Genomic DNA, 20,395 nt, shown 5'->3' with positions numbered 1-20,395 from the left:
TTTATCAGCTGTGTTTCTTTGATGAAACGATAATGAGGAGCGGTATGCTTACCTTTCAACAAATAGAAAGTGGGATTTTATGATTAACCTGCATCAAGTGAGTAAAAATTTTTCACAATTTCAGGCAATTAAGTCTGTTACTTTAACAATACCTAAAGGTGAAATTCATGGAATAATCGGAGCAAGCGGAGCAGGGAAATCAACCTTGCTGCGGTTAATGAATTTGTTGGAGACCCCAGATGCGGGCGAAGTGGAGGTAAACGGCCAAAGGTTGACAACATTGAACAATAAAGCACTTCGAGGGGCACGGAAGTCGATTGGCATGATCTTTCAGCATTTTAATCTTGTGGCAAATAAAACGGTTTATGACAATGTTGCAGCCTCTTTAGAGCTGGCACATTATCCAAAGAAGGAACGTCGGAGCCGTGTTGTAGAATGTCTCCAATTTGTAGGATTGGAGGGAGAGATGGAGAGATATCCTGCACAATTAAGCGGGGGACAAAAGCAGCGTGTTGCCATTGCAAGGGCATTGGCAAATAACCCGCAAGTGTTGTTATGCGATGAACCGACTTCTTCACTTGATCCAAATACAACGGCTGAAATATTAGATGTGCTAGAGAACATAAACAAACGCTTCGGTGTGACGATTGTCATTGTTAGTCATGAGCTGGATGTCATTAAAAGTATATGTAATCGTGTATCGATCATGGCAGATGGAGAGATTTATGACACGGTCTTAATCGAACCAACTGGGATTCAAAAAAGGAATAATCGTCCAGAATACTTTATTGAACAATTAGCAGAGAATGGTGGGCTAGGACATGCCTGAGATTTTAGTTCAATATGAGGCAGAAATTTGGCAGTCTATTGGAGAAACCATTACTATGGTTGGGGTGTCCATTTTAGCTGCGATTTTAATTGGATTGCCAGTCGGGACCTTGCTATTTCTTTGTAGGAAGGGTCATTTGCTTGAAAATCCGTGGGCTTTCTCAATTTTGAATTTATTGGTCAATATTATTCGTTCTTTTCCATTTTTGTTATTGGTGGTTTTTTTGATTCCATTTACAAGACTCATAATCGGCACAGCCATTGGTACAGCAGCTGCTTGCGTTCCATTAGCGATCATAGCCATTGCCCATTATTCGCGATTGGTCGAGCAATCTTTATTGGATGTGCCAAAGGGTGTGATCGAGGCAGCCATTTCCATGGGGGCTTCCGTTAAGGATGTCATATTTAAATTTCTTTACGTGGAGGCTCGTTCAGGGCTTGTCCTCGGACTAACAACATCGATTATCAGCTTTATTTCCTATTCAACGATCATGGGAGTGGTCGGAGGCGGCGGTATCGGCGACTTTGCAATCAGGTATGGCTATCAGCAGTTTAAAACAGAGCTAATGATTTATATGATTATCATTATGATTATTCTAGTACAGCTTATCCAATTTATTGGCACGGCAGTAGCCAGAATGATTGATAAAAGATAAATAATGGAGGGAAACATCATGAAAAAAATACTCTTTCTCATGGCAGCAATTATGTTGTTTTTAGTAGGATGTGGAAAGACGAATGAAGTAAAAGAGAAAGAAAATGCGCAGAATCAGGAGAAGGAAGAGGTAACATTGAAAGTGGCCTCACTCATTCCCCCAATGACGGAAATTCTTGAGCTTGTTAAACCAAAGCTGGCAGAGGAGGGCATTAACCTGGAAATGGTTGTATTAGGTGATAATGTGCAGCCTAACACCGCACTAGCGGCAAAAGAAGTGGATGTGAACTTCTTCCAACACGTTCCATATATGGAGGAATTCAATCGAAACAAAAATGCCGAGCTAGTACCAGTGAAACCTATTTATTTTGCCAATTATGGGGTGTATTCCAAAGAATACGATTCAATGGATAAATTGCCAGAGGGTGCCGTTATTGCCATTGCAAATGATGTGTCGAATATCGATCGTTCATTGGCATTGCTGGCACAGCATAAAGTTATCACTTTAAAGGAAAAAAAGGGTCCATATTATACAATGTCTGATATCACTGAGAACCCTAAAAACTATAAGTTCAAAGAAGTCGATTTATTAATGCTAGCGAGAACGTATGATGAAGCAGATGCGATCGTGATAACACCAGCTTACGCTGCACCGCTTGGTTTGACACCAAAAAATGACGCCCTTCTCACAGAAGGTGTTGAAAATGACTTTGCGATTACATTAGTGGCACGCAAGGATAACGTGGATTCTGAGCCAGTCCAAAAGTTGGCCAAGGCCATGACAAGCCCGGAGGTACGCAAATTCTTAGAAGAGAAATATAGTGAAACGGCCATTCCGGCATTTTAATTTTGATACAAAGAAAGGGCTATTCCTTCAACAGGAATAGCCCTTATTTGCGTGTCAGTTTAAAATACTGTCCAGTTTGCCAATTTTGTGGCTCCTGGACAGCCCATTTTGTCATAAAGCCACTTACTAACCTGGACAACTGGAGAACTCGCATTGAGATTAGTAAAATTGATTTTGAAAAACAAATGTTTAATGACCCCTTCCATGGGAACACGCCCATTATATGTAAATATATTAATCTTTCAAACACTTGGTACTTTTAGTGTCAGGGGTTTTTAATTTGCGGGGAAAAAGGTATCACAGAGAGGAGTAACTGGTTCACAGCTTTTTTACCTATCAAATTTGTGTGGACGGAAAGAAAGGGGAGTTTTCCATATATGAAAATCATAAATTCAATTTTGGAATCTATTAATCTGGATTTTTGGATATTATATTACATAAAGGAAAAGCAGGGAGAAGAAAATGAAAAAACTGGCGATGGTGATAGGTAGTTTATGTGTTTTACTGAATATGTTTAAATTGAATTCGAATGCTGAAGTATTTGCAGGAATAGATATAAGTGAAGAAAAAAAGTATAGAAGTAAACGATAATATGGATGATTTGCCTATGGATTTACTCGAAGAACTTGGAAGGTATTGACACCATTTAAGAGAACCATATATGAAGTAGGTTGAACAATTTTAGAGTAGCGCTTGTAATAGGGATTTTAATGATGAAGATAGAGACTTTGGATAATCTGAATCAAGTTTCAGTACCACTCATATTTACTTAAGAGTTAGGGGGACACCATATTGAAAAAGTTTTTATTATCATTATTAGGTGGAGTCATAATTGGAGGAATTATTTGTTGCGTTTTTTTGGATTATGAGACATCAAACTATATTATTCAAAATTATAATGGACTTGATGAGAAAGAAGTTAAAGAATGGGATTTTTCTTATATCACACAAGCTGGCTTCATAATTTTGATAACCACTCTACTGATTTATTTTTCTTGGGTCGTATTAGAAAAGCTTGCTGATAAGAATTAAAAATGTGAAAATTATTAACATTTTTAATATATTGACATTTAGTGTAATGTGTTATCGTTACTTTAAGCCTATTTTTAATAGGTCTAAAATAACGAAAGATTGGAGCTGTAAAGTATGAAGGTCTTTAAGAAGCTACTATTGTCATATTTAGTAGTAATTTTGCTTTCATCACTAATGATTACGGACGCATATGCGGGGGGCCAGAGAAATAATTTTGTTTACAAGCTTGGTAATTCTGGTTCATCAGGTTTATTTTCTAAAGTGCAAAAAATCAGGTCAGGTCTCTATTTCACGGCATGTGGCAAGGTGACATACGACCTCGAACACGTTGTTAGATTCGGAAAATGGGATACCAAGAACTTCAGATGGAATACTTCCTCATTTAAACTTTCCAATCTTAAAGGTAGAATGACTGGTGGTGTTGCATTGACAGGAAACTACGAGAATACAAAATACAATAAGCTAGATCATAAATATTCTGGTGTAGAACTAAAAAGTGGCACATTCAATTATACTTGGAATCGTACAATGCCTTTAGGTCCAAAAAACAAAAATGCTCATTATGATTTAACGACTAAATCTGGTTGGGCAACACCAGCAATAAATTGTAATAATGAGGTTAACGTTGTCCTAGACGTAGGAGGTAGCGGTAGATCTCTTGCTTATTTGGATGAGTCAGCAAGTTATGAAACTTATGCAAATGAAGATATCCCAACAGAATTCACAGAAAAGGCGGAGAGTCTATCTGATGCTTTAGGTGGGGATTTTGACGGAGAGGTTGAACCATTAGGTGAAGATGTAGTTGTGAGCCACTTCGATAATGCCAAAGAAGATACCATCATTCTAACCCAACAAAATGATAATCCCATCAGCGTTAATGATGTAGAGGACAAGGACTTTTCTAAAGTTGTGATAGACGACGTTGAATATGAAATAGGCAATTTTAATAATGCTGCAGATGAAGAAATGAATGTCATAAAGTTTGAAAAAGACGGCATGTTTATGGCGTTAGTTACAAACAAAACGAACGAAGAAGCACTTAAACTTGCTGAAGAACTGTAATAAAAAAATACTGAGGGTGGACTTTCCCCTGTCAAGTAGAACAGACATAAAAAGACTATACAGCCATAGTTTATAGTAGTATACGATGTAACTCCAAAAACACATCAATCCAGAGGAAGTCCCCCTACATGAACAAAACTTGCTTATGGAACAGAAATTTATTCGGATGAAGGCTAAAGTGCTTACAGCAAACCAAATTCTCTTACTTTCTTAATTTTTCCCTGAAATAATTTGTTTTTTGACCCGTTATAATTGTATCACCTCCTATATAAATATTAAATTCTGTCCTTCCTATTTATTTTCATTGGTTGCACTTATATGAACTTTCATTCTTTGTTCTTGTTTTTTTCCTTTCTGTCTCGACAACAGTTAAAAATTTCCGCTTAAAGATAGTTATGTGCTCGTCCTGCTTTTAAGTTAAAGTCTTCCTTACCTATCGTTACGCTTTATTACTAGCAAGTTTTAAATCCTGTACAGTTATAATAGAATTGGAATAGACTATGAGGTACCTGGTCTTCCTGTATTTACTAATTGCTTTGCAATCAAACCCCGCTTCCTTGGCAATAGCAGTTTTTGTCCCTCCTTTTTAATGTGATTTTCTAATCATAAAAAATTCCCTAGTCTTCAGCATCGTCTCAAATACTCCAACTCTTTTATTTGATGAGAAGATTATCTGTTATTTTTGGGCTTATTAGCACCGATGAGCATGAATCGTTCACCTTTCAAAAAACAATTGTTTAGTGAAATCCCCGCTTCAATTCTTGAATAAATATAGAAACTCTTCTAAAATATATTTAGTCCATAATTTTACAGTTAATAAAAATATTACATACAAATGAAATCTAGTTATAAGAAAAGAAGTTGAAAGGACTTTCCAAAATGTCTATGATTTACGAATCTCAAACACTAGTTTCTGCCATGCAAACGCGTGTCGGACAATATAAGGACCTAAAAGAACAGCTCACAGAATTAAAAAAAGGATTTGAGAGTATTGTTAATTTGGATGATGAGCTGCAGGGGCAAGGCGCAGAAGCCATTAAAGGGTTTTACAAAGCTCAGATCGATGTCGTGGATTCTTGGCTGCGTCTGATCAATCGGCATGTTGCCTTTTTAAGTGGAATTCAAGGAGATACAATCGAAGCTAACCTTAGTGAAACCGTGGTTACGGTCCCTTTTTTAGAGGAAGAGCTGACAAATGCCAGTCGAAATTCCAAGGAAATGGTTACAGCCCAAAAACATGATCTGAAAAAAATATTTTCTGGAATTGATGATATCATTCAGTTAGAGCCCTTTTCTGACGATGCGTTCTTTGAGAATATCGAGAAGGCTGAAAAGAAACGGACCCAAACGATAGACAAAGTAAACGAAATCGATCATAAGTGGACGACTGAATACGCTAAATCCGAAGCGGACCAAGCGGCAGTGACGGCACTCATGGAGCAATTGAAAGTATCCAGTACAAGAGGAGGAGTAGTATCCCCTATCTATTTTAATGCAACAGCTTATAAAAATAGTGAAGCCTATAAAAACCTGGAAGTTAGGAAAAAAGAGACCGCGCAATATCTGAAGGTTAAGCAAGAGGAAGTAGAGAATCGCCGGATCAAAGAACTGAAGGAACAACTTGATCATGTAACAGATCCGGATGAGTTCCTCAAAATCGCCAAGCAAATCGGGTACGAAAACTTAGGCCCCACCCAGCAGCAATATGTCATGCAGCTAGAAGCGGCTAAGCAAACGGCAGACATTGCAAAAGGAATCGGCGTAGGCCTTTATGATGTAGGTAAAGACTTCGTGACAGGGGTTTGGGACTTCGTCACAGATCCAGGGGAAACAGTTGAAGGCGTAGCAAATTCGATCATGCACCCGATAAAAACCTATAAATATATATCCAAGTCCATCTCGGATTCATATGAAAGGGATATGGTAAATGGAGATGCCTATTCGCGGTCTCATTGGGTAACTTATGCCCTTGGAACAGTCGTCACATCGGTGGTAGGAACAAAAGGCGCTGGTGCTGTAACGAAAACTGGGGTAGCGACAACCAAAGCCGCTGCAGTTAAAGGAGTTGCGAAAGCAAAAGAATTAGCCTCTATCCCTAACTTATTGCCATACAATCCAAAAAAACAACTGTCGTTGGCAGGGGCAGTACCTTATAATGTGGTTAATGGTGCGGGGTTAAAAGAACAGCTAATTTCGATGGCGAAAGTGGAGTCGGAAGTTAGTGGTAAGCGTACGGGTAAAATTGATTACGATTTAGCTAAAGATTATATTAGAAATGTCGAGACAATAACAGGATTAAAGATTCATAAAGCACAAACGGAACAATTAAAGGAAGCTTTAAGGAATCATAAATTTGAAAAAATGACACCACTTGATACTATGAAACATAGAAACAAGTTTAACAGTGTAAAAGACAAACTAATAAGTGAATGGGAAGGAAAAACAGGTCAAAAATGGCCCCGTTATACTGAAGAAGTTTATGATAAGAACGGTAGAGTCGCAAGAGATATCGGGCAACCTTATGATGCGCATCATATTATAGAAAATAATTTTGGTGGTCCACATGAATGGTGGAATATACATCCTGCCAAATTTCCTGATGAACATCAGGCAGGCATTCATGGTAAAGGATCTCCATCAAATAAATTGTTTCCAAGGAGGTAATTGATGGTGGCTAAATTTGATTATATTAAAAATAGTAATCATAAGTTTTTTCCATTAAAAGAAAAAGACCTTATAAAAGCAGAGGAAAGACTCGGATTTAAATTTCCCCCTGAACTAAGGGAGTTTTACTTAGAAGTTGGTTATGGTTTTTTTAAAGGCAATAATGAGAATTCAATAAGTAGATTAATGGATCCTGATACTATTGCAGATATTACACTAAGGAAAGGTATCTATGAGTATGACCCTGACTTAGAGGGGATATATGAAGAAGAAGACAAACTTGTTTTTTATGAAGTAAACGAGGGTGTATATTTAACACTTGATTTAAATGATACTCAAAGGACCTCTGTACACTTCTTTGACAATAAAATAGCTGATTCATTAGAGAGTTTTATAAAAAAAGTTGATGAAGACAATGAATACTTTTTTGATATGATGGAGTAATAACTATTGAAACTTATCCTTGATTGGCAAAATGCCTTTCAAGGTTCCTTTTTTTGTAGGGCTTCCCAGTGAACGGTTTATAATTTAAAGAATAGAAATAACTCTACTACTGAATGTCAATGTCTATCACTTAGGTGGATTGAAACCAAATAGGAGGTAGCTTATGCAAAAAGAAGGATTTGTATCATTTTGGGTAGGGAATATTAACACATCAGAGGAATTAGACAATTTACTTGAAATTTCTTATACAGAGGATGGGGATTTTATTCCATCAATGTTTGCTCGAAGCTTTGGCATCGATAGATATGACGACGCTGTTAGAGAAGCAGATTTTTATGATGAAGCTGATAACTCGCTTAGTCGATTATTAGAAGGCTTCTCTTACGATGATGACATTATTCCTAAATTTTCTTCATTGTGTGGCGCACAGTTGCCAAGACAGTATAATGTTGTAATTCTTTTATACAACTTTAAATATGAGGGAATAAAAAAGAAAACTACAATTAATAATAGTAATTTAGAGTTTTTAGGTGCAGTAGAATACTTGTAATTTAGATAAAAAACCTTGATTAGCTTAAGCTTTTCAAGGTTTTTTATGTCAATGCCGTAATAGGACGACATAGTATTGATGCTCTAGGAAGTAGTGAATCGGTTAAGGGCTGTTGAAGCTCTTGAAGATTTAGGAGACATAGCTAGTTCAAGTTAGTAGAAATACAGGAGGTAATGTTATGGATGAAAAAAGTCTAAATAAAACTATAAGAAATGCTATTAAGCTTGGTGATATTAATGAAGTAAAACGTTTAATAGGCGATAATCCAGAATCTTTACATACAATGACACCATTTGGTACGTGGTTACATGTAGCTGCCAAGAAGGGACACCTTGAAATGGTTGAGTACCTAATTATTAAAGGGATAGATATTGATGCTAGAGGTGGTACATTTGATGCTTCGGCATTAAATTTGGCAGCAGGTGCGGGGCATTTGGAGATAGTAAAGTATTTAATAGAGGCTGGCGCTGAATTAGATGAGAACTTAGCAAAAAGAAATCCATTATTTGGAGCAATTTATGGTGGACATAAAGAAGTTGTGGAGTTTCTAGTTGAAAATGGAATAGATATTTCAATTAGATATACGGGAGAGAGTATAAAGAATATGGATGCATATGAATATGCTAGAGAATTTGGGCAAACAGAAATTGCTGATTATTTAAAGCAGAGGATGGATGAAAAAGAATAGAAAAGAAAAGAGACTTTCTGGTTAACAGTATTTTCAATAGGTAAATACAACCCCTTATGTTACAAAGGCACTATATGATGCCAATAAAAAAAGCGATCGTGATAAAGACTTGATCGCTAATGAAAGATAATTATTCTATATTATTCAAGAGACCCTTCCTGAAGAAGGGTCTCTTTCTATTTTTTTAGAGATTAAATGTTAATGTGAAATTTAAAATGAAATGAATATCAATCAAGAATAATTAGAATAACTACTTAAACTAGAGTAAGGATTACAAATTTAGTTTGCTTATATTCCTTATTCATTCTGAATCAGAATTTAAGATAAATGACTGCTGAATAAGGTCCATAATAGGTTCTAAATCAGTCTCAGATTTTAAGCCAATTTCAATGTCTCCATTTCCCCGGTGGCCAATTTCTGTCACATCTCTTCCAAGGTGATCAGGATCATGTAATTCACCGAATTTACAATTTAGCCAAATCTTTATAGTATGTTTTGCTGGTAATAAATCTACGAAATTTCTATTCCCATACTTAAAGGCGATATAAAATTTCTTTACTTCCTCATGTACGGAGCTATCTATGGTTAAGATCCGAGTTTTTAATAAGTCATATAACTTATAGGTTTCAGAACTAAATGCATTGGCATGATGTTCAATTGAATAATCTGTTTTTGATTTTAACTCATTTTCGTTTTTCTTAAATAGTTTTAAAACATCTTCGGAAAGGACTGGAGACTGCCAGACAGTAACTGCTCGTTCTGCTAGGATACTTGCTCTTTCTTCAATCGATTCTTTTTTCCAAGTTGAAAATTTGGAAACGCTACGATTTAACCATAAGGGGCTATCTTTAAAGCCACCTACAAGAGATAGTTTTTCAGTAAAACTTCGATCGCTTAATTCAGAATTATAACCAGTTAAAGTCAAATTGCCTAAAGTATGAAGATAAGAAAGTTGGATTGCTTCCCAATCTGATCCTAAAGCTGTTTGCCATTCAACAGGAAGATTTTTGTTTTGTGGCATTATATGTTCAATAGTATAATTTTCAACATTGACAATTTCTTTTCGATTATGATTTTCCAACTTTCGTAACAGATAATTACGATTTCTGAAGTTGTATAGGTCTTTAATTAATAAGTCCCGACGAAATTCATCATCAGATGGAAAGCGCCGATAGGATGTCTTAAATATAAATGCTGCTTTTAAACTATTTAAGTAGTCAGTTTTATCAATCTCTTTTGACAAAGCTGCGAATGTATTATTTAACGAATTTGTTGGTATACTGCAAATTGCGCGTCGGAACACGTAACTTTCAACTAATCTAAAGACAGTAATTAGCTCGTCTTTATTAATAATGTTTTGTATATAGTCATTGTAAACTTGCATTAAGAATGGATTTGCGGTATCCACTCTAAGTCCACGTATATCACGAAATACATTTTCAAGAACGGGATCTTGATCACGCAAATTAAGATTAACATAATATTGTCCATAAGAATAAACATCAACAATTATTTCTTCAGTTGATAGGTGAGCATGTTCAGTTACATAGGATTTAAATGCCTCGTATACAAAACCAATTTTGGGAATTACTCCTGTTTTAAGAGTTATATAATCCCTAATAAAGCGGTCAAAATAGCTTGTATCAGGTAGTTTGTCGAACTTCATTTCAAGCTTATACCAATATTTGTTGTATAGGTATTCCTGATCTTTTGGTTGCAACCCCATCAGGAAATAGTTTCGAATTAAATCAGCTTGTGATAAATCAAGCCCTGTGGAATTGAGACTCTCAAAGATTAATTGGGGGTTATCTTTATCACGATCTAAAGCTATATCCACAACAATAAGTTTATTAAGAGCTTGATAAATCTCATCTAAAGTTAATTTACTTTTCATTATTTTATCCTTAAAGAACTTCTGATTCTCTACAACTCTTTTTGAATAATCATCCTCGAATTCATTTCTTTCAAGTAAATCAATATAAGTTTGACGATCTTTTTGGGTTAATAATAGCTTGTACTGGGTGTCATCATCTTCTTCAGCATTAAAAAGGAAGTAATTACGAACTTTCTTTGATGTAATTGATTCGCAGGTTTTAATTTGTTCTTCCATTACTTCAGAAAGTGCAGATAATATTAGACTCAAGGTTGTTAACCTTTGCTGACCATCTATTACTAAAAGTTGGGGAACAGAAGTTACATGATATAAACCTTTTTCAACATAAACTATTGAACCTAAGAAATGTGCTGATAGATTCACATCTTCAGAGATTCGTTCAATATCATCCCATAACTGAGCACATTGTTTTATTGTCCAACTATACGTACGCTGATAAATTGGAATAACGAATTGCTTTGGCCCTTTTAGAAATTGTAAAAAGTTTGTCTCGGTGGCTTTCATAAATGTACCTCCATTATTCTTTACATAGTACATATTATAACTAAATATAGATACTGGGGATAATTAAACAGAATGATGGCTGAGACATCAGGTTTAATTAAATTTAAAGTTGCCGATAATTATTTATGAGCAGAGAACAGAGAAAGTAATTCTTTCGGATGTGATTAGGTGAACTGTATCACAAGTGATGGTAAACAAAAAAAGTATTCAAAGAAGATAACCATTAATTTTTTACTAACTAAAGTGAATAATTAGACATTCTTTGAAATAAACGAAAGATTATGCACCCCTCCTGGTTAGCTATTTTTTATGGTGAATTCTTTGCTACCATTATCAGACATTAGTTTTCAACAAGTTATGCAAAGTTTCTTTTTATATCTTAAACATTCTCTTATATTTAACCACAGTCAGGAGCAAATCATGAGCATCGAGAAAAAGCTAATTGTCAATTCAGATAAGGGTAATTTATTAAATGAATTAATTTCTTCAATAAATGAGTGTGAAAAGTTTTATTTCAGCGTGGCCTTTATTAATTATAGTGGTCTTCAGCTGTTGTTGGATACTCTTAAGGAAGCAGAAAAAAGGGGAGTAAAGGGGAAGATTATTACTTCTACTTATCTGAATTTTACTGAAGCGAAGGCTTTAAAGAAAATAAATGAGTTTAGTAATATCCACTTGAAGATTTTTGAAACAGATAAGGCGATTGGTTTTCATACGAAAGCGTATATTTTTGAATTTAAGGATAGTTATAAGGTGATTATTGGTTCTTCTAATATTACTCAAAGTGCACTTAAGAGTAATATTGAGTGGAACGTTGAGATTATTGCTAAAGAGGATGCTCAATTTCTGAAAGATGTTTTAAAAGAATATGATGGATTATGGAATAGTAGTGTCATAGCGGATGACAATTTTATTAGTAAGTATGAAGAGTTTTTGAGTAAATTAAAGAGCTATACGAATACTCAGCAATTTATTTATGAAAGCTCTGAATATATTATTCCTAATAACATGCAAAAACGTGCGGTTGAAAACCTTGAGAGAATTAGATCGTTTGGGGAAAAGAAGGCCTTAGTTATAGCAGCAACAGGTACGGGTAAAACGTATATGTCTGCTTTTGACGTAAAGGGATTCAAGCCTAAAAGATTGTTGTTCATTGTACATAGAGAAGAAATATTAAAAAAAGCAAAAGAGACCTTTGAAAAGCTCCTTCCTAATGAAAAACTGACATTTGGATTACTGACTGGGAATCAAAAGCAAAAAAATGCCGATTATATTTTTTCTACCATACAAACTTTGTCTAAATGCTATGAGGAATTTAAACGAGACGAATTTGATTATATTATTTTTGACGAGGCTCACCATGCAACAAGCCCAAGCTATCAAGCAGTGCTAGAATATTTCGACCCACAGTTCACATTAGGGATGACAGCTACTCCAGAGAGAAGCGATCAACAAAATGTCTTTGACCTATTTGATAATAATGTGGCATTAGAAGTTCGTTTACATGAGGCTTTAGAGGATGAACTAGTTATTCCCTTTCATTATTTTGGTATTACCGACATTGAGGGAATTGATTTAAGTGATGTAGATATTGACGATGTAGCGGAGATAACGAAGAGATTAAAGGTTAACGAGAGAGTCGACTTTATTATTAAGAATATGAATTTCTATGGCCATGACGGTGAAAAAAGAAAAGGTCTAGGGTTTTGCGTAACCGTTGAACATGCACAATATATGGCACAAGAATTCAATACTAGGGGTATTCAAAGTATCTGTTTATCTGGAAATGACTCAGTCGAGCAGAGATCGTATTATATAAATAAGCTAGAAGATGATCATGATGATTTAGAATTTATTTTCACCGTTGATATTTTTAATGAGGGTGTTGATATTCCTTCTGTTAATACTGTTTTAATGCTTAGACCTACTAATTCTCCGATAGTCTTTATTCAACAGCTGGGACGAGGACTTCGTAAACATAAAGACAAGACCTTCCTAACGGTACTTGATTTCATCGGGAATCATAGTAAAACCTTCTTAATTGCCATCGCATTAAATGGAAGCCGTTATTATGATAAAGAAAGCTTGAAGGTTGCGATTGCAACTGGATTTGCAAATATTCCAGGTTGTACGCATATTCAAATGGATAAAATCTCGGAAGAACGGATATTAGCGCAGATTGATAAGGAAAACTTTAATTCATTGAAGTATTTGAAGGAAGAGTACTTTGAATTTAAGAAAATGAATCAAGGTAAAATTCCTTTATTATTAATGGATTATATGAAATTTGATGGAGCTCCAGATCCGATTAAGTTTATTAATCGCGAAAAAACCTATTTGCAATTTGTAGCAAAAGTAGAAAAAGAAGATTCCTTGAAAAGGCTATTACTAGACGAGGCTTTTGAAGGAGTATTAAGGGAATTATCGAGTAAGCTACCTCTAAAGCGAGTGTATGAATTTGCTATTGCCAAATATCTATTGGATCATGATGATATTTCTTTAGAAATTGCAAAACAAGAGATATTGAAGTTGGTTAAAGAGGTAGATGAAGATAGTGTATTGCATGCCTTGCAGTGTCTAAATCAGGATTTTTATGATCCTGTTCAGAAAAAGAGGAACTTTAAGTTATTTGCTCTTGAAAATGGTCATTTAACTAAGACAACTTCTTATCAAAAGGTTCTACAGAATGAAGAGTATAGAACGTATATCGAAGATCTGATTATTTATGGAATCTTTAGATATGAAAAGGAATTTAAAGAAGACTACTATGGTGTGCCACATTTGAAGCTGTATGAGCAATATCAAATGGGTGATGCCGCATTACTATCAAATTATCGCAAAAGCCACAGTGCTTTTAGGGGTTCTGGATTACTTTCGAATGGAAATGACTATTTCTTATTTATTGATTTGCACAAGGAAGAAGATATTAAAGAGAGCATTAATTACCACGATGAATTTATAAACGAACGCATTTTTCAATGGCAGACACCAAATAGTACAGCCCCAAGTTCTGAGAGAGGAAAGAATATTGTATTCAATCAGGATAGAGGGATACATTTACATTTATTTATTAGAAAGTATAAAGAAATAGATGGAAAGACAGAACCTTATATTTATATCGGGAAGGGTAACACCGTGGAATATGAAGGGGAAAAGCCAATTACCGTTACAATGGAATTAGAGAATGAGGTACCAGCTAGTTTATATACGGAGTTCACTAAAAGAGTATAGTCTTCTCATTTGAGAAGACTATACTCTTTTATTAATTGTTCCACAGCTGGAATGTCAGCAGGAGCCCATTTTAGAGAACTTAAATTGTCTCGCTTTAACCATATCAGTTTAGAATGCTCATTGGCAGTTGGGGTGCCTTCAATGATTCTACATTTTATAGACAGTAGGTTAATGATGAATGTTTCATATTCATGCGTATTATCATTAAAGACTGTAGTCTCTGTTTCAACCTTACATTGTAACTCTTCATCAATCTCTCTTTTTAAAGCAGTAAAAATATCTTCGCCTTTCTCTACTTTTCCACCTGGAAATTCCCACATGTTCGGGATGCTCATTTCTGGAGAGCGTAACGCACAAAGTATTTCTTCTTTTTCATTTTCAATGATGGCTGCAACTACTTTAACTTGCTTTTTCATGTTATCCTCCTATAGGTTTGCTATGATTAAATAATATCATGATTAAGTGAGTTTTGTGATATATACAGAATTTGGGTAAAAATAGGGTGTTTTGATATAATTGTAATATCAACTTTGAAGGGAAGCATTAAAAGTAGCTGTTGAACGCGGAGCGGAAAATTAAGTCGTGTACAGGTGATTATTTATATGTGACCCAGCCAGATTGCATTGCAGATGTTTTTGGAGATTGATCCAAGAACAAATTTCAAAAGCAGAGCAAGATTGCTTGTTTGTTGGATGGCTCAATTAATCTTTCGCGGTCAGCATTAAGGTAAATGAAAAGTTAAAAATGGGAGTGAAAAGATGGAAATAAACAGAATAAAGTCAGTTCTTAAGGCATGGCTCTTATTAGAATCATTAGTACCAAGCGAGGTTCCTGGTAAAGGTGATATAAAAGGAAATTATTTTAAAGATAATCAAAATAGGGATAAAACACGTTTGATAAAGTTTCATGAGAGCCCTTGGGAGAAGGATCAATTAAAAGATAAAGACAAATATCAAGTTCGATACCAGTATTATCTATCCTGTTTTGATTATCATAAACTTGTCCGTTTTTTACGCGATAATTTTAAAAATAAGGAAGAGATTATTAATAAGGAGCGTAAAACTTTATTTAGTTTTTCCTTTTCGGTGGACAACAGGGGGCAATATGTAAAAAATTCTATGTTTGTTCCTTTTCTTATGTATGCAATGAAAATGATGACGGAAAATTCAAGAGTGAATTACCAGGATCTCAGCACACCTTTTCGGAGCCAATTGGAACTGTTTGAGGAACAGGCACAGACCATCTTTATTAATGGAGTAACAAAAGAGTCTTTAATAGAGATTCAGCAAGTTTACCAGCAGTATTTTCATCGATTAGATAATGATCAACTAAACTATTTGGGGATGGAAGTTACTAAAGTAGACCAAGAACCTACATCTAAGAATTTTAACAGCTTCTACCAAGATGACTTAGAACAAATACTAAAGAAAGGAGAGAACGAAGCACTTGGTCAGTTTATTGAAGGAAAAAGAATTGAAGAACGAATAGATATTAATGAAAACCAAAAATATATTGAAGAAATCTTACAGCCTAATAACATGCCAGATGGTCGCTGGCCGTCACCAGTAGATCATAGATTGTCATTAATGCAGCAAGTAGCTGTAAATCAAATCTTAAAGAATGACCAGAAAATTAGTTCCGTCAATGGACCGCCAGGAACAGGGAAGACTACGTTATTAAAAGATATTTTTGCTAATATTGTAGTTGAAAGAGGAAAAGGAATGGTGCGATTTAATAATCCTACTGAATGTTTTAAGAAAGTGAAAACAATTAATCTAAATGGTTATCACTATCCTATCTATTTATTAGATTCAACATTAAATAAATATTCTATGGTTGTTGCTTCTAGCAATAATGGGGCTGTTGAAAATATTTCAAAGGACCTTCCTAAAAAGGGTGAAATTATTCGTCCTGCTGGAAAAAGTAAATTCAAAGATTACGATGAATTGTATGCTAAAGAGGCGAAAGATTTATCTATGTACCCATCAGCAGCAAAAGATCTTTTAGGTGACAATAGTGATACATGGGGACTTTTTTCTGGCGCTCTTGGAAAATCTGATAATATATCTAAATTTGGTTGGAAGCTATATGGTAGTAATAACAATGGAGATGCTTTTCTTCAACAATTAGAACAGGATAGTAAGCAAGTAAAATTAAAAGATTGGGAAGATGCTGTAAAGGATTTTCAGAATATTTTTGAATTAGTAAGAGAAAAAAAAGAGAAGCTTCAAAAATTTTCCAATGATTACAAAAGCACACAAGCTTCAGTTATGTTATTAAAAGAGTTAGAGAATCAGCTACCTATACATGAGCAAGAACAAATGAATATAGAGAATGAGAAGAGACATTTAGAACAGCAAAAGCGATTGACGGAACAACAAATTAAAACCCTACCTAAGCAATCTTTTTTGCAAAGAATCCTATTCAAAAAAAATATAAAAAAAATCGAGTTAGAAAAGGAATTAAATGTTATTATTTCATTCTTAAAAGAAGAAGAAAAAAAGCTTTACCTAAGGAGAAAACAACTTGAGGAGACTAAAGGGAAGGTAGAAGGAGTAAAAGAAAAACTAGCTACTTTTGCAGAGCAGTTAGATTATTATAAAGATCAAGGACTAGCTTTACCTGAGGAAGTCTACTGGTCAAATTCGAAGCAGGCATACGAACGTCGCCAATTAAATACAATTTGGCTTACCGACGAACTAAATTTCACAAGGGGATTACTGTTTTTAAAGGCCATGAAACTCCATAAATTAATGCTAGCTTTTAATTTTGAAGCAATCAAATCTACTTTGCGCTTATTAAATAATCGTAAACAATTGAATCTTAATGATAAGGATCATAGATTATATCTCAAGAATATTTGGAAGTCAGTTCATTTAATTACACCGTTGGTCAGTACAACTTTTGCAAGTTTTAGCTCTATGTATAAAGGTGTAGAAGAAGAATGTATAGATTACTTGTTTATAGATGAGGCAGGACAAGCAAGTCCCCAGCAATCAGCAGGTGCTATATGGAGGTCAAAGAGAGTAATAGTAGTAGGTGACCCAATTCAAATTGAACCAGTTGTAACAATCGATGAAACAATTTTAGGGGATATCAGAAAGTACTCCAATGTAGATGATAAATATATTGGTACGGGTGCCTCTGTTCAAACATTAGCAGATCTAGCAAATCCGTACGGAATGATCACCAATAATGACCAATGGATTGGAACACCATTATGGGTTCACAGAAGATGCTTAGATCCTATGTTTACCATTGCGAATGAAATAGCCTATGATAACAAAATGGTATTAGCTCAAAAGAGTCGAGGGAAGAGTGCCTGGTTTGATTGTAAAGGAGTGGCTGTAAATCGTCAGTTCGTAACAGAGCAGGGAGATTTAGTTGCAGATCATATTGTTGAGTTATGGGAAAAGGCCTCCACTCCTCCTGATGTATATATAATCTCACCTTTTACTGCAGTGAAAGATGGTATCAAACAGGTCCTAAAACAGAGGCTGAAAAATATGCAAATTTCTAATGAAGAAATTAAGGATTGGTTGGAAAAATCTGTAGGTACTGTTCACACATTTCAAGGGAAAGAAGCTGACATTGTTTATTTGGTAACCGGTACAGATGAAAATAGTGATGGAGCGGCAAATTGGTCATGTTCAAAGCCTAATTTACTAAATGTAGCGGTTACAAGAGCTAAAAAAGAGTTTTATGTAATTGGTGATTATCAACGCTTTTCTAAGAAACCCTTCTATGCATCTATCATAGAAAACATAGATGAGGTTAAAAGTGATAATAGGTCAGCCTTACACCTCTAAATTTTTATATGAAAGGGATTAATAACTAAATGTGTTTTTTTGAAAATCGTATTTTAAATACAAAATGGATCTATTAAAGGTGGATGTCTTTGTCTTGATATGTAAATAAAACGATGCAAAAAAGGATGAAATGTGGGTATAGGAGGAAAGAGACATCCCCCCAAGGAATGTCTCTTTCCCCTATAAACTTATAGCACTCATCATCCCCTCATGCGTGGCTTCCTCTATCGTACGCGGGCCAAGACAGTCTCCTATTTGTTTCACGACGGGAGCATGACCTTTCATTTCTTCGAATAGTTCTGTATTGGGAATGCGGCCAAGGGAGAGGACGATGGAGTCCCAATTGGTTAGTTCTTCTTTTTGTTGGGTGAATAGATTCCGGATGATGACGTGATCTTCTTTGATTGCCCCGATATCGTAGTGGGGAAGGAGTGTGACGTTTAGGTTGTATAGTTTTTTTAGGTATTCATTCCTGAGATATTGGTGGACGGTTTCGCCGATGTGGAGTCGTGATGATATGAGTGTGACTCGATGTCCTTTTTCGGCTAGATAGATGGCTGCTTCCATGCCGGGCCAGTCTCCGCCAAAGTCGAATACCAGTACGTTGTCGCCAACTTTTTTAGTTGAGCTGAAGAGGTCATCACTCATGATGATCCGTGGGTCATCGATTCCTTCGATGGCTGGTGTATAAGGCCTTGAGCCGGTTGCACAGATGATGGCGTCCGGGTTCGCTTCGGATATTTCTTGGGCGGTTGCCGTTTTTCCTAATTGCACATTTATATTGCTTCTCATTAATTTCCGGGAGTAGTTATCGAGCATCGATTCCGCGAGTTCATGCCGCATTGGCGCTTTGCGCATGGTGCGGAGCAGTCCGCCGATTGATTTGCTTTGATCGATCAGTGTAACGGAATGACCGAGTGTGTCTGCTGTTATCGCTGCCTGTAATCCGCCAGGTCCGGCGCCAATCACCAGGACATTTTGTTTGTTTCTCGTTTTCTTTAATTCTGGTAAGATCCATGCTTCTTTACCTGTTGTCGGGTTTTGGACACAGCCAATCGGCAGTCCTTTATGATAGTGGCCGATACAGGCTTGTAAACAGCCTATGCATGCATCGATTGCTTGCAGGTCGCCGTTTTTTGCTTTGTTGGGCATGTCAGGGTCGACGATTAAGGCCCTGGTCATTCCGACCACATCGGCTTTTCCGGTTGATACGATCTGTTCCGCTTCAACGGGGTCGACGATTCGATTGCCGACAAAGACCGGTACGGCTCCTGCCATTCTGATTTTGAATCCATGTGGAGATAGGTAAGCGTGCTTTATAGGTGATGGCGGCACGATATGTGTTGATCCCTCGAAGGTACTTGAATCTCCGGCTGTGACATTGATGAAATCCAATCGGACTTTTTCCGCGAGATATTCGACGATTTGTACGGAATCCTTCATCGTTGTCCCGTCCATCGTCAGTTCATCTGAACTCATGCGAATGCCAACCGTAAAGTCTTCTCCGACTCTTTCCCATACTTTCTCCAAAATTTCCACGATGAATCGCATCCGATTTTCGAATGATCCGCCATAGAGATCGGTGCGCTTATTTGTATGCACCGACCAAAACTGGGCAGGAAGATATCCGTGTGAACAGCAAATTTCGACTCCATCAAGTCCGCCTTCCTTTGCCAGCTGTGCTGAATGGGCGAATCCTTCAATCACTCCTTCAATATCTTCTAAGCTCATTGGCTTTGGCATAACGCCGAAACGCAGACTGGGAACGGCGGATGGCGCCCATGCTGCATTTCGATAGTCGCTCGATACAACTTCCCTTCCGCCATGAAATAGCTGCGAGAAAACCTTCGTTCCATATTTATGGAGCGTTTCGGAAAGTTCTTTGTAGGCATTGATAATTCTCTGGTCATAGCCTGCAATCGTTTTGGACGTAAGCATGCCGGATGGATGTACGGATGCCGCTTCAAGGATGATCAATCCGACACCCCCTTTAGCGCGGGCTTCATGATAGGCCACCATATCCGAAGTGGGAATTCCGTCCGTGACATGATTTGTTTGATGTGCTGTACTTAAGATCCGGTTTTTTAATTCAGTAGAACCGATCGTTAAATGGGTAAACAGATTCTTGAATTGAGCCATGATCATGACCACTCCCTAATTTTAGATAGAATGAGAGGATAGAGGGCA

The 20,395-nt window shown here is 36.1% G+C and carries 14 protein-coding genes and 1 pseudogene; 12 read left to right on the top strand and 3 right to left on the bottom strand.

Annotated elements, in window-relative coordinates:
- Positions 1-79 precede the first annotated feature (79 nt).
- The 10 genes and pseudogenes from ACIROD_RS08540 to ACIROD_RS08495 form a co-directional block, all read left to right on the top strand.
- A complete protein-coding gene (locus ACIROD_RS08540; protein ID WP_402939557.1) occupies positions 80-829 on the top strand; it encodes a methionine ABC transporter ATP-binding protein in 750 nt (249 codons plus the stop codon).
- A complete protein-coding gene (locus ACIROD_RS08535) occupies positions 822-1,484 on the top strand; it encodes a methionine ABC transporter permease (protein ID WP_101223248.1) in 663 nt (220 codons plus the stop codon). The genes ACIROD_RS08540 and ACIROD_RS08535 overlap by 8 nt, the downstream gene beginning before the upstream one ends.
- Positions 1,485-1,502: 18 nt before the next feature.
- Entirely contained in the window at positions 1,503-2,330 is an 828-nt protein-coding gene (locus ACIROD_RS08530; protein WP_230178158.1) for a MetQ/NlpA family ABC transporter substrate-binding protein, read from the top strand.
- A gap of 792 nt (positions 2,331-3,122) precedes the next feature.
- The gene (locus tag ACIROD_RS08525) at positions 3,123-3,362 is read left to right on the top strand and encodes a hypothetical protein (RefSeq protein ID WP_402939553.1); all 240 of its coding nucleotides are present in this window, start codon (positions 3,123-3,125) and stop codon (positions 3,360-3,362) included.
- 114 nt (positions 3,363-3,476) lie between these two features.
- Entirely contained in the window at positions 3,477-4,424 is a 948-nt protein-coding gene (locus tag ACIROD_RS08520; protein WP_402939550.1) for a hypothetical protein, read from the top strand.
- An 879-nt stretch (positions 4,425-5,303) separates the two neighbouring features.
- Positions 5,304-7,088, top strand: a complete 1,785-nt coding sequence (locus ACIROD_RS08515) for a ribonuclease YeeF family protein (RefSeq protein WP_402939547.1) — start codon at positions 5,304-5,306, stop codon at positions 7,086-7,088.
- Between the two features lie 6 nt (positions 7,089-7,094).
- A complete protein-coding gene (locus ACIROD_RS08510; RefSeq protein WP_402939545.1) occupies positions 7,095-7,532 on the top strand; it encodes an SMI1/KNR4 family protein in 438 nt (145 codons plus the stop codon).
- Positions 7,533-7,695: 163 nt separating this feature from the next.
- Complete coding sequence (locus ACIROD_RS08505; protein ID WP_402939542.1) at positions 7,696-8,082, top strand: immunity 22 family protein; 387 nt, start codon at positions 7,696-7,698, stop codon at positions 8,080-8,082.
- 178 nt (positions 8,083-8,260) lie between these two features.
- A complete protein-coding gene (locus ACIROD_RS08500) occupies positions 8,261-8,770 on the top strand; it encodes an ankyrin repeat domain-containing protein (RefSeq protein WP_402939539.1) in 510 nt (169 codons plus the stop codon).
- A 52-nt stretch (positions 8,771-8,822) separates the two neighbouring features.
- Positions 8,823-8,900: pseudogene (locus ACIROD_RS08495) on the top strand (excalibur calcium-binding domain-containing protein); the annotation flags it as partial.
- 171 nt (positions 8,901-9,071) lie between these two features.
- Here the strand turns inward: ACIROD_RS08495 and ACIROD_RS08490 are convergent.
- Positions 9,072-11,168, bottom strand: coding sequence for a GmrSD restriction endonuclease domain-containing protein (locus tag ACIROD_RS08490; RefSeq protein ID WP_402939536.1), 2,097 nt, complete (start codon positions 11,166-11,168; stop codon positions 9,072-9,074).
- 420 nt (positions 11,169-11,588) lie between these two features.
- On the opposite strand from ACIROD_RS08490, the gene ACIROD_RS08485 reads away from it, so the two are divergent.
- Positions 11,589-14,399 carry a DEAD/DEAH box helicase gene (locus tag ACIROD_RS08485; RefSeq protein WP_402939533.1) on the top strand — a complete coding sequence of 937 codons (2,811 nt, stop codon included), beginning with the start codon at positions 11,589-11,591 and terminating at the stop codon, positions 14,397-14,399.
- A 5-nt stretch (positions 14,400-14,404) separates the two neighbouring features.
- On the opposite strand, the gene ACIROD_RS08480 is transcribed toward ACIROD_RS08485, so the two are convergent.
- Entirely contained in the window at positions 14,405-14,815 is a 411-nt protein-coding gene (locus ACIROD_RS08480) for a (deoxy)nucleoside triphosphate pyrophosphohydrolase (RefSeq protein WP_402939531.1), read from the bottom strand.
- 342 nt (positions 14,816-15,157) lie between these two features.
- On the opposite strand from ACIROD_RS08480, the gene ACIROD_RS08475 reads away from it, so the two are divergent.
- On the top strand, positions 15,158-18,208 hold the full coding sequence (locus ACIROD_RS08475) for an AAA domain-containing protein (protein ID WP_402939528.1): 3,051 nt from the start codon (positions 15,158-15,160) through the stop codon (positions 18,206-18,208).
- 180 nt (positions 18,209-18,388) lie between these two features.
- On the opposite strand, the gene ACIROD_RS08470 is transcribed toward ACIROD_RS08475, so the two are convergent.
- Complete coding sequence (locus ACIROD_RS08470) at positions 18,389-20,347, bottom strand: oxidoreductase (RefSeq protein ID WP_402939525.1); 1,959 nt, start codon at positions 20,345-20,347, stop codon at positions 18,389-18,391.
- Positions 20,348-20,395 lie beyond the last annotated feature (48 nt).

The organism is Peribacillus sp. NPDC101481, from assembly GCF_044767165.1.
GTDB lineage: Bacteria > Bacillota > Bacilli > Bacillales > DSM-1321 > Peribacillus.
The sequence above is the reverse complement of the archived record's forward strand: the minus strand, read 5'-3'. Positions and strand labels throughout refer to the sequence as shown.

Coding starts and splice junctions, on each gene's coding strand:
- ACIROD_RS08540 (WP_402939557.1), top strand. CDS start 80: ATGATTAACCTGCATCAAGTGAGTAAAAATTTTTCACAATTTCAGGCA.
- ACIROD_RS08535 (WP_101223248.1), top strand. CDS start 822: ATGCCTGAGATTTTAGTTCAATATGAGGCAGAAATTTGGCAGTCTATT.
- ACIROD_RS08530 (WP_230178158.1), top strand. CDS start 1,503: ATGAAAAAAATACTCTTTCTCATGGCAGCAATTATGTTGTTTTTAGTA.
- ACIROD_RS08520 (WP_402939550.1), top strand. CDS start 3,477: ATGAAGGTCTTTAAGAAGCTACTATTGTCATATTTAGTAGTAATTTTG.
- ACIROD_RS08515 (WP_402939547.1), top strand. CDS start 5,304: ATGTCTATGATTTACGAATCTCAAACACTAGTTTCTGCCATGCAAACG.
- ACIROD_RS08505 (WP_402939542.1), top strand. CDS start 7,696: ATGCAAAAAGAAGGATTTGTATCATTTTGGGTAGGGAATATTAACACA.
- ACIROD_RS08500 (WP_402939539.1), top strand. CDS start 8,261: ATGGATGAAAAAAGTCTAAATAAAACTATAAGAAATGCTATTAAGCTT.
- ACIROD_RS08490 (WP_402939536.1), bottom strand. CDS start 11,168: ATGAAAGCCACCGAGACAAACTTTTTACAATTTCTAAAAGGGCCAAAG.
- ACIROD_RS08485 (WP_402939533.1), top strand. CDS start 11,589: ATGAGCATCGAGAAAAAGCTAATTGTCAATTCAGATAAGGGTAATTTA.
- ACIROD_RS08480 (WP_402939531.1), bottom strand. CDS start 14,815: ATGAAAAAGCAAGTTAAAGTAGTTGCAGCCATCATTGAAAATGAAAAA.
- ACIROD_RS08475 (WP_402939528.1), top strand. CDS start 15,158: ATGGAAATAAACAGAATAAAGTCAGTTCTTAAGGCATGGCTCTTATTA.
- ACIROD_RS08470 (WP_402939525.1), bottom strand. CDS start 20,347: ATGGCTCAATTCAAGAATCTGTTTACCCATTTAACGATCGGTTCTACT.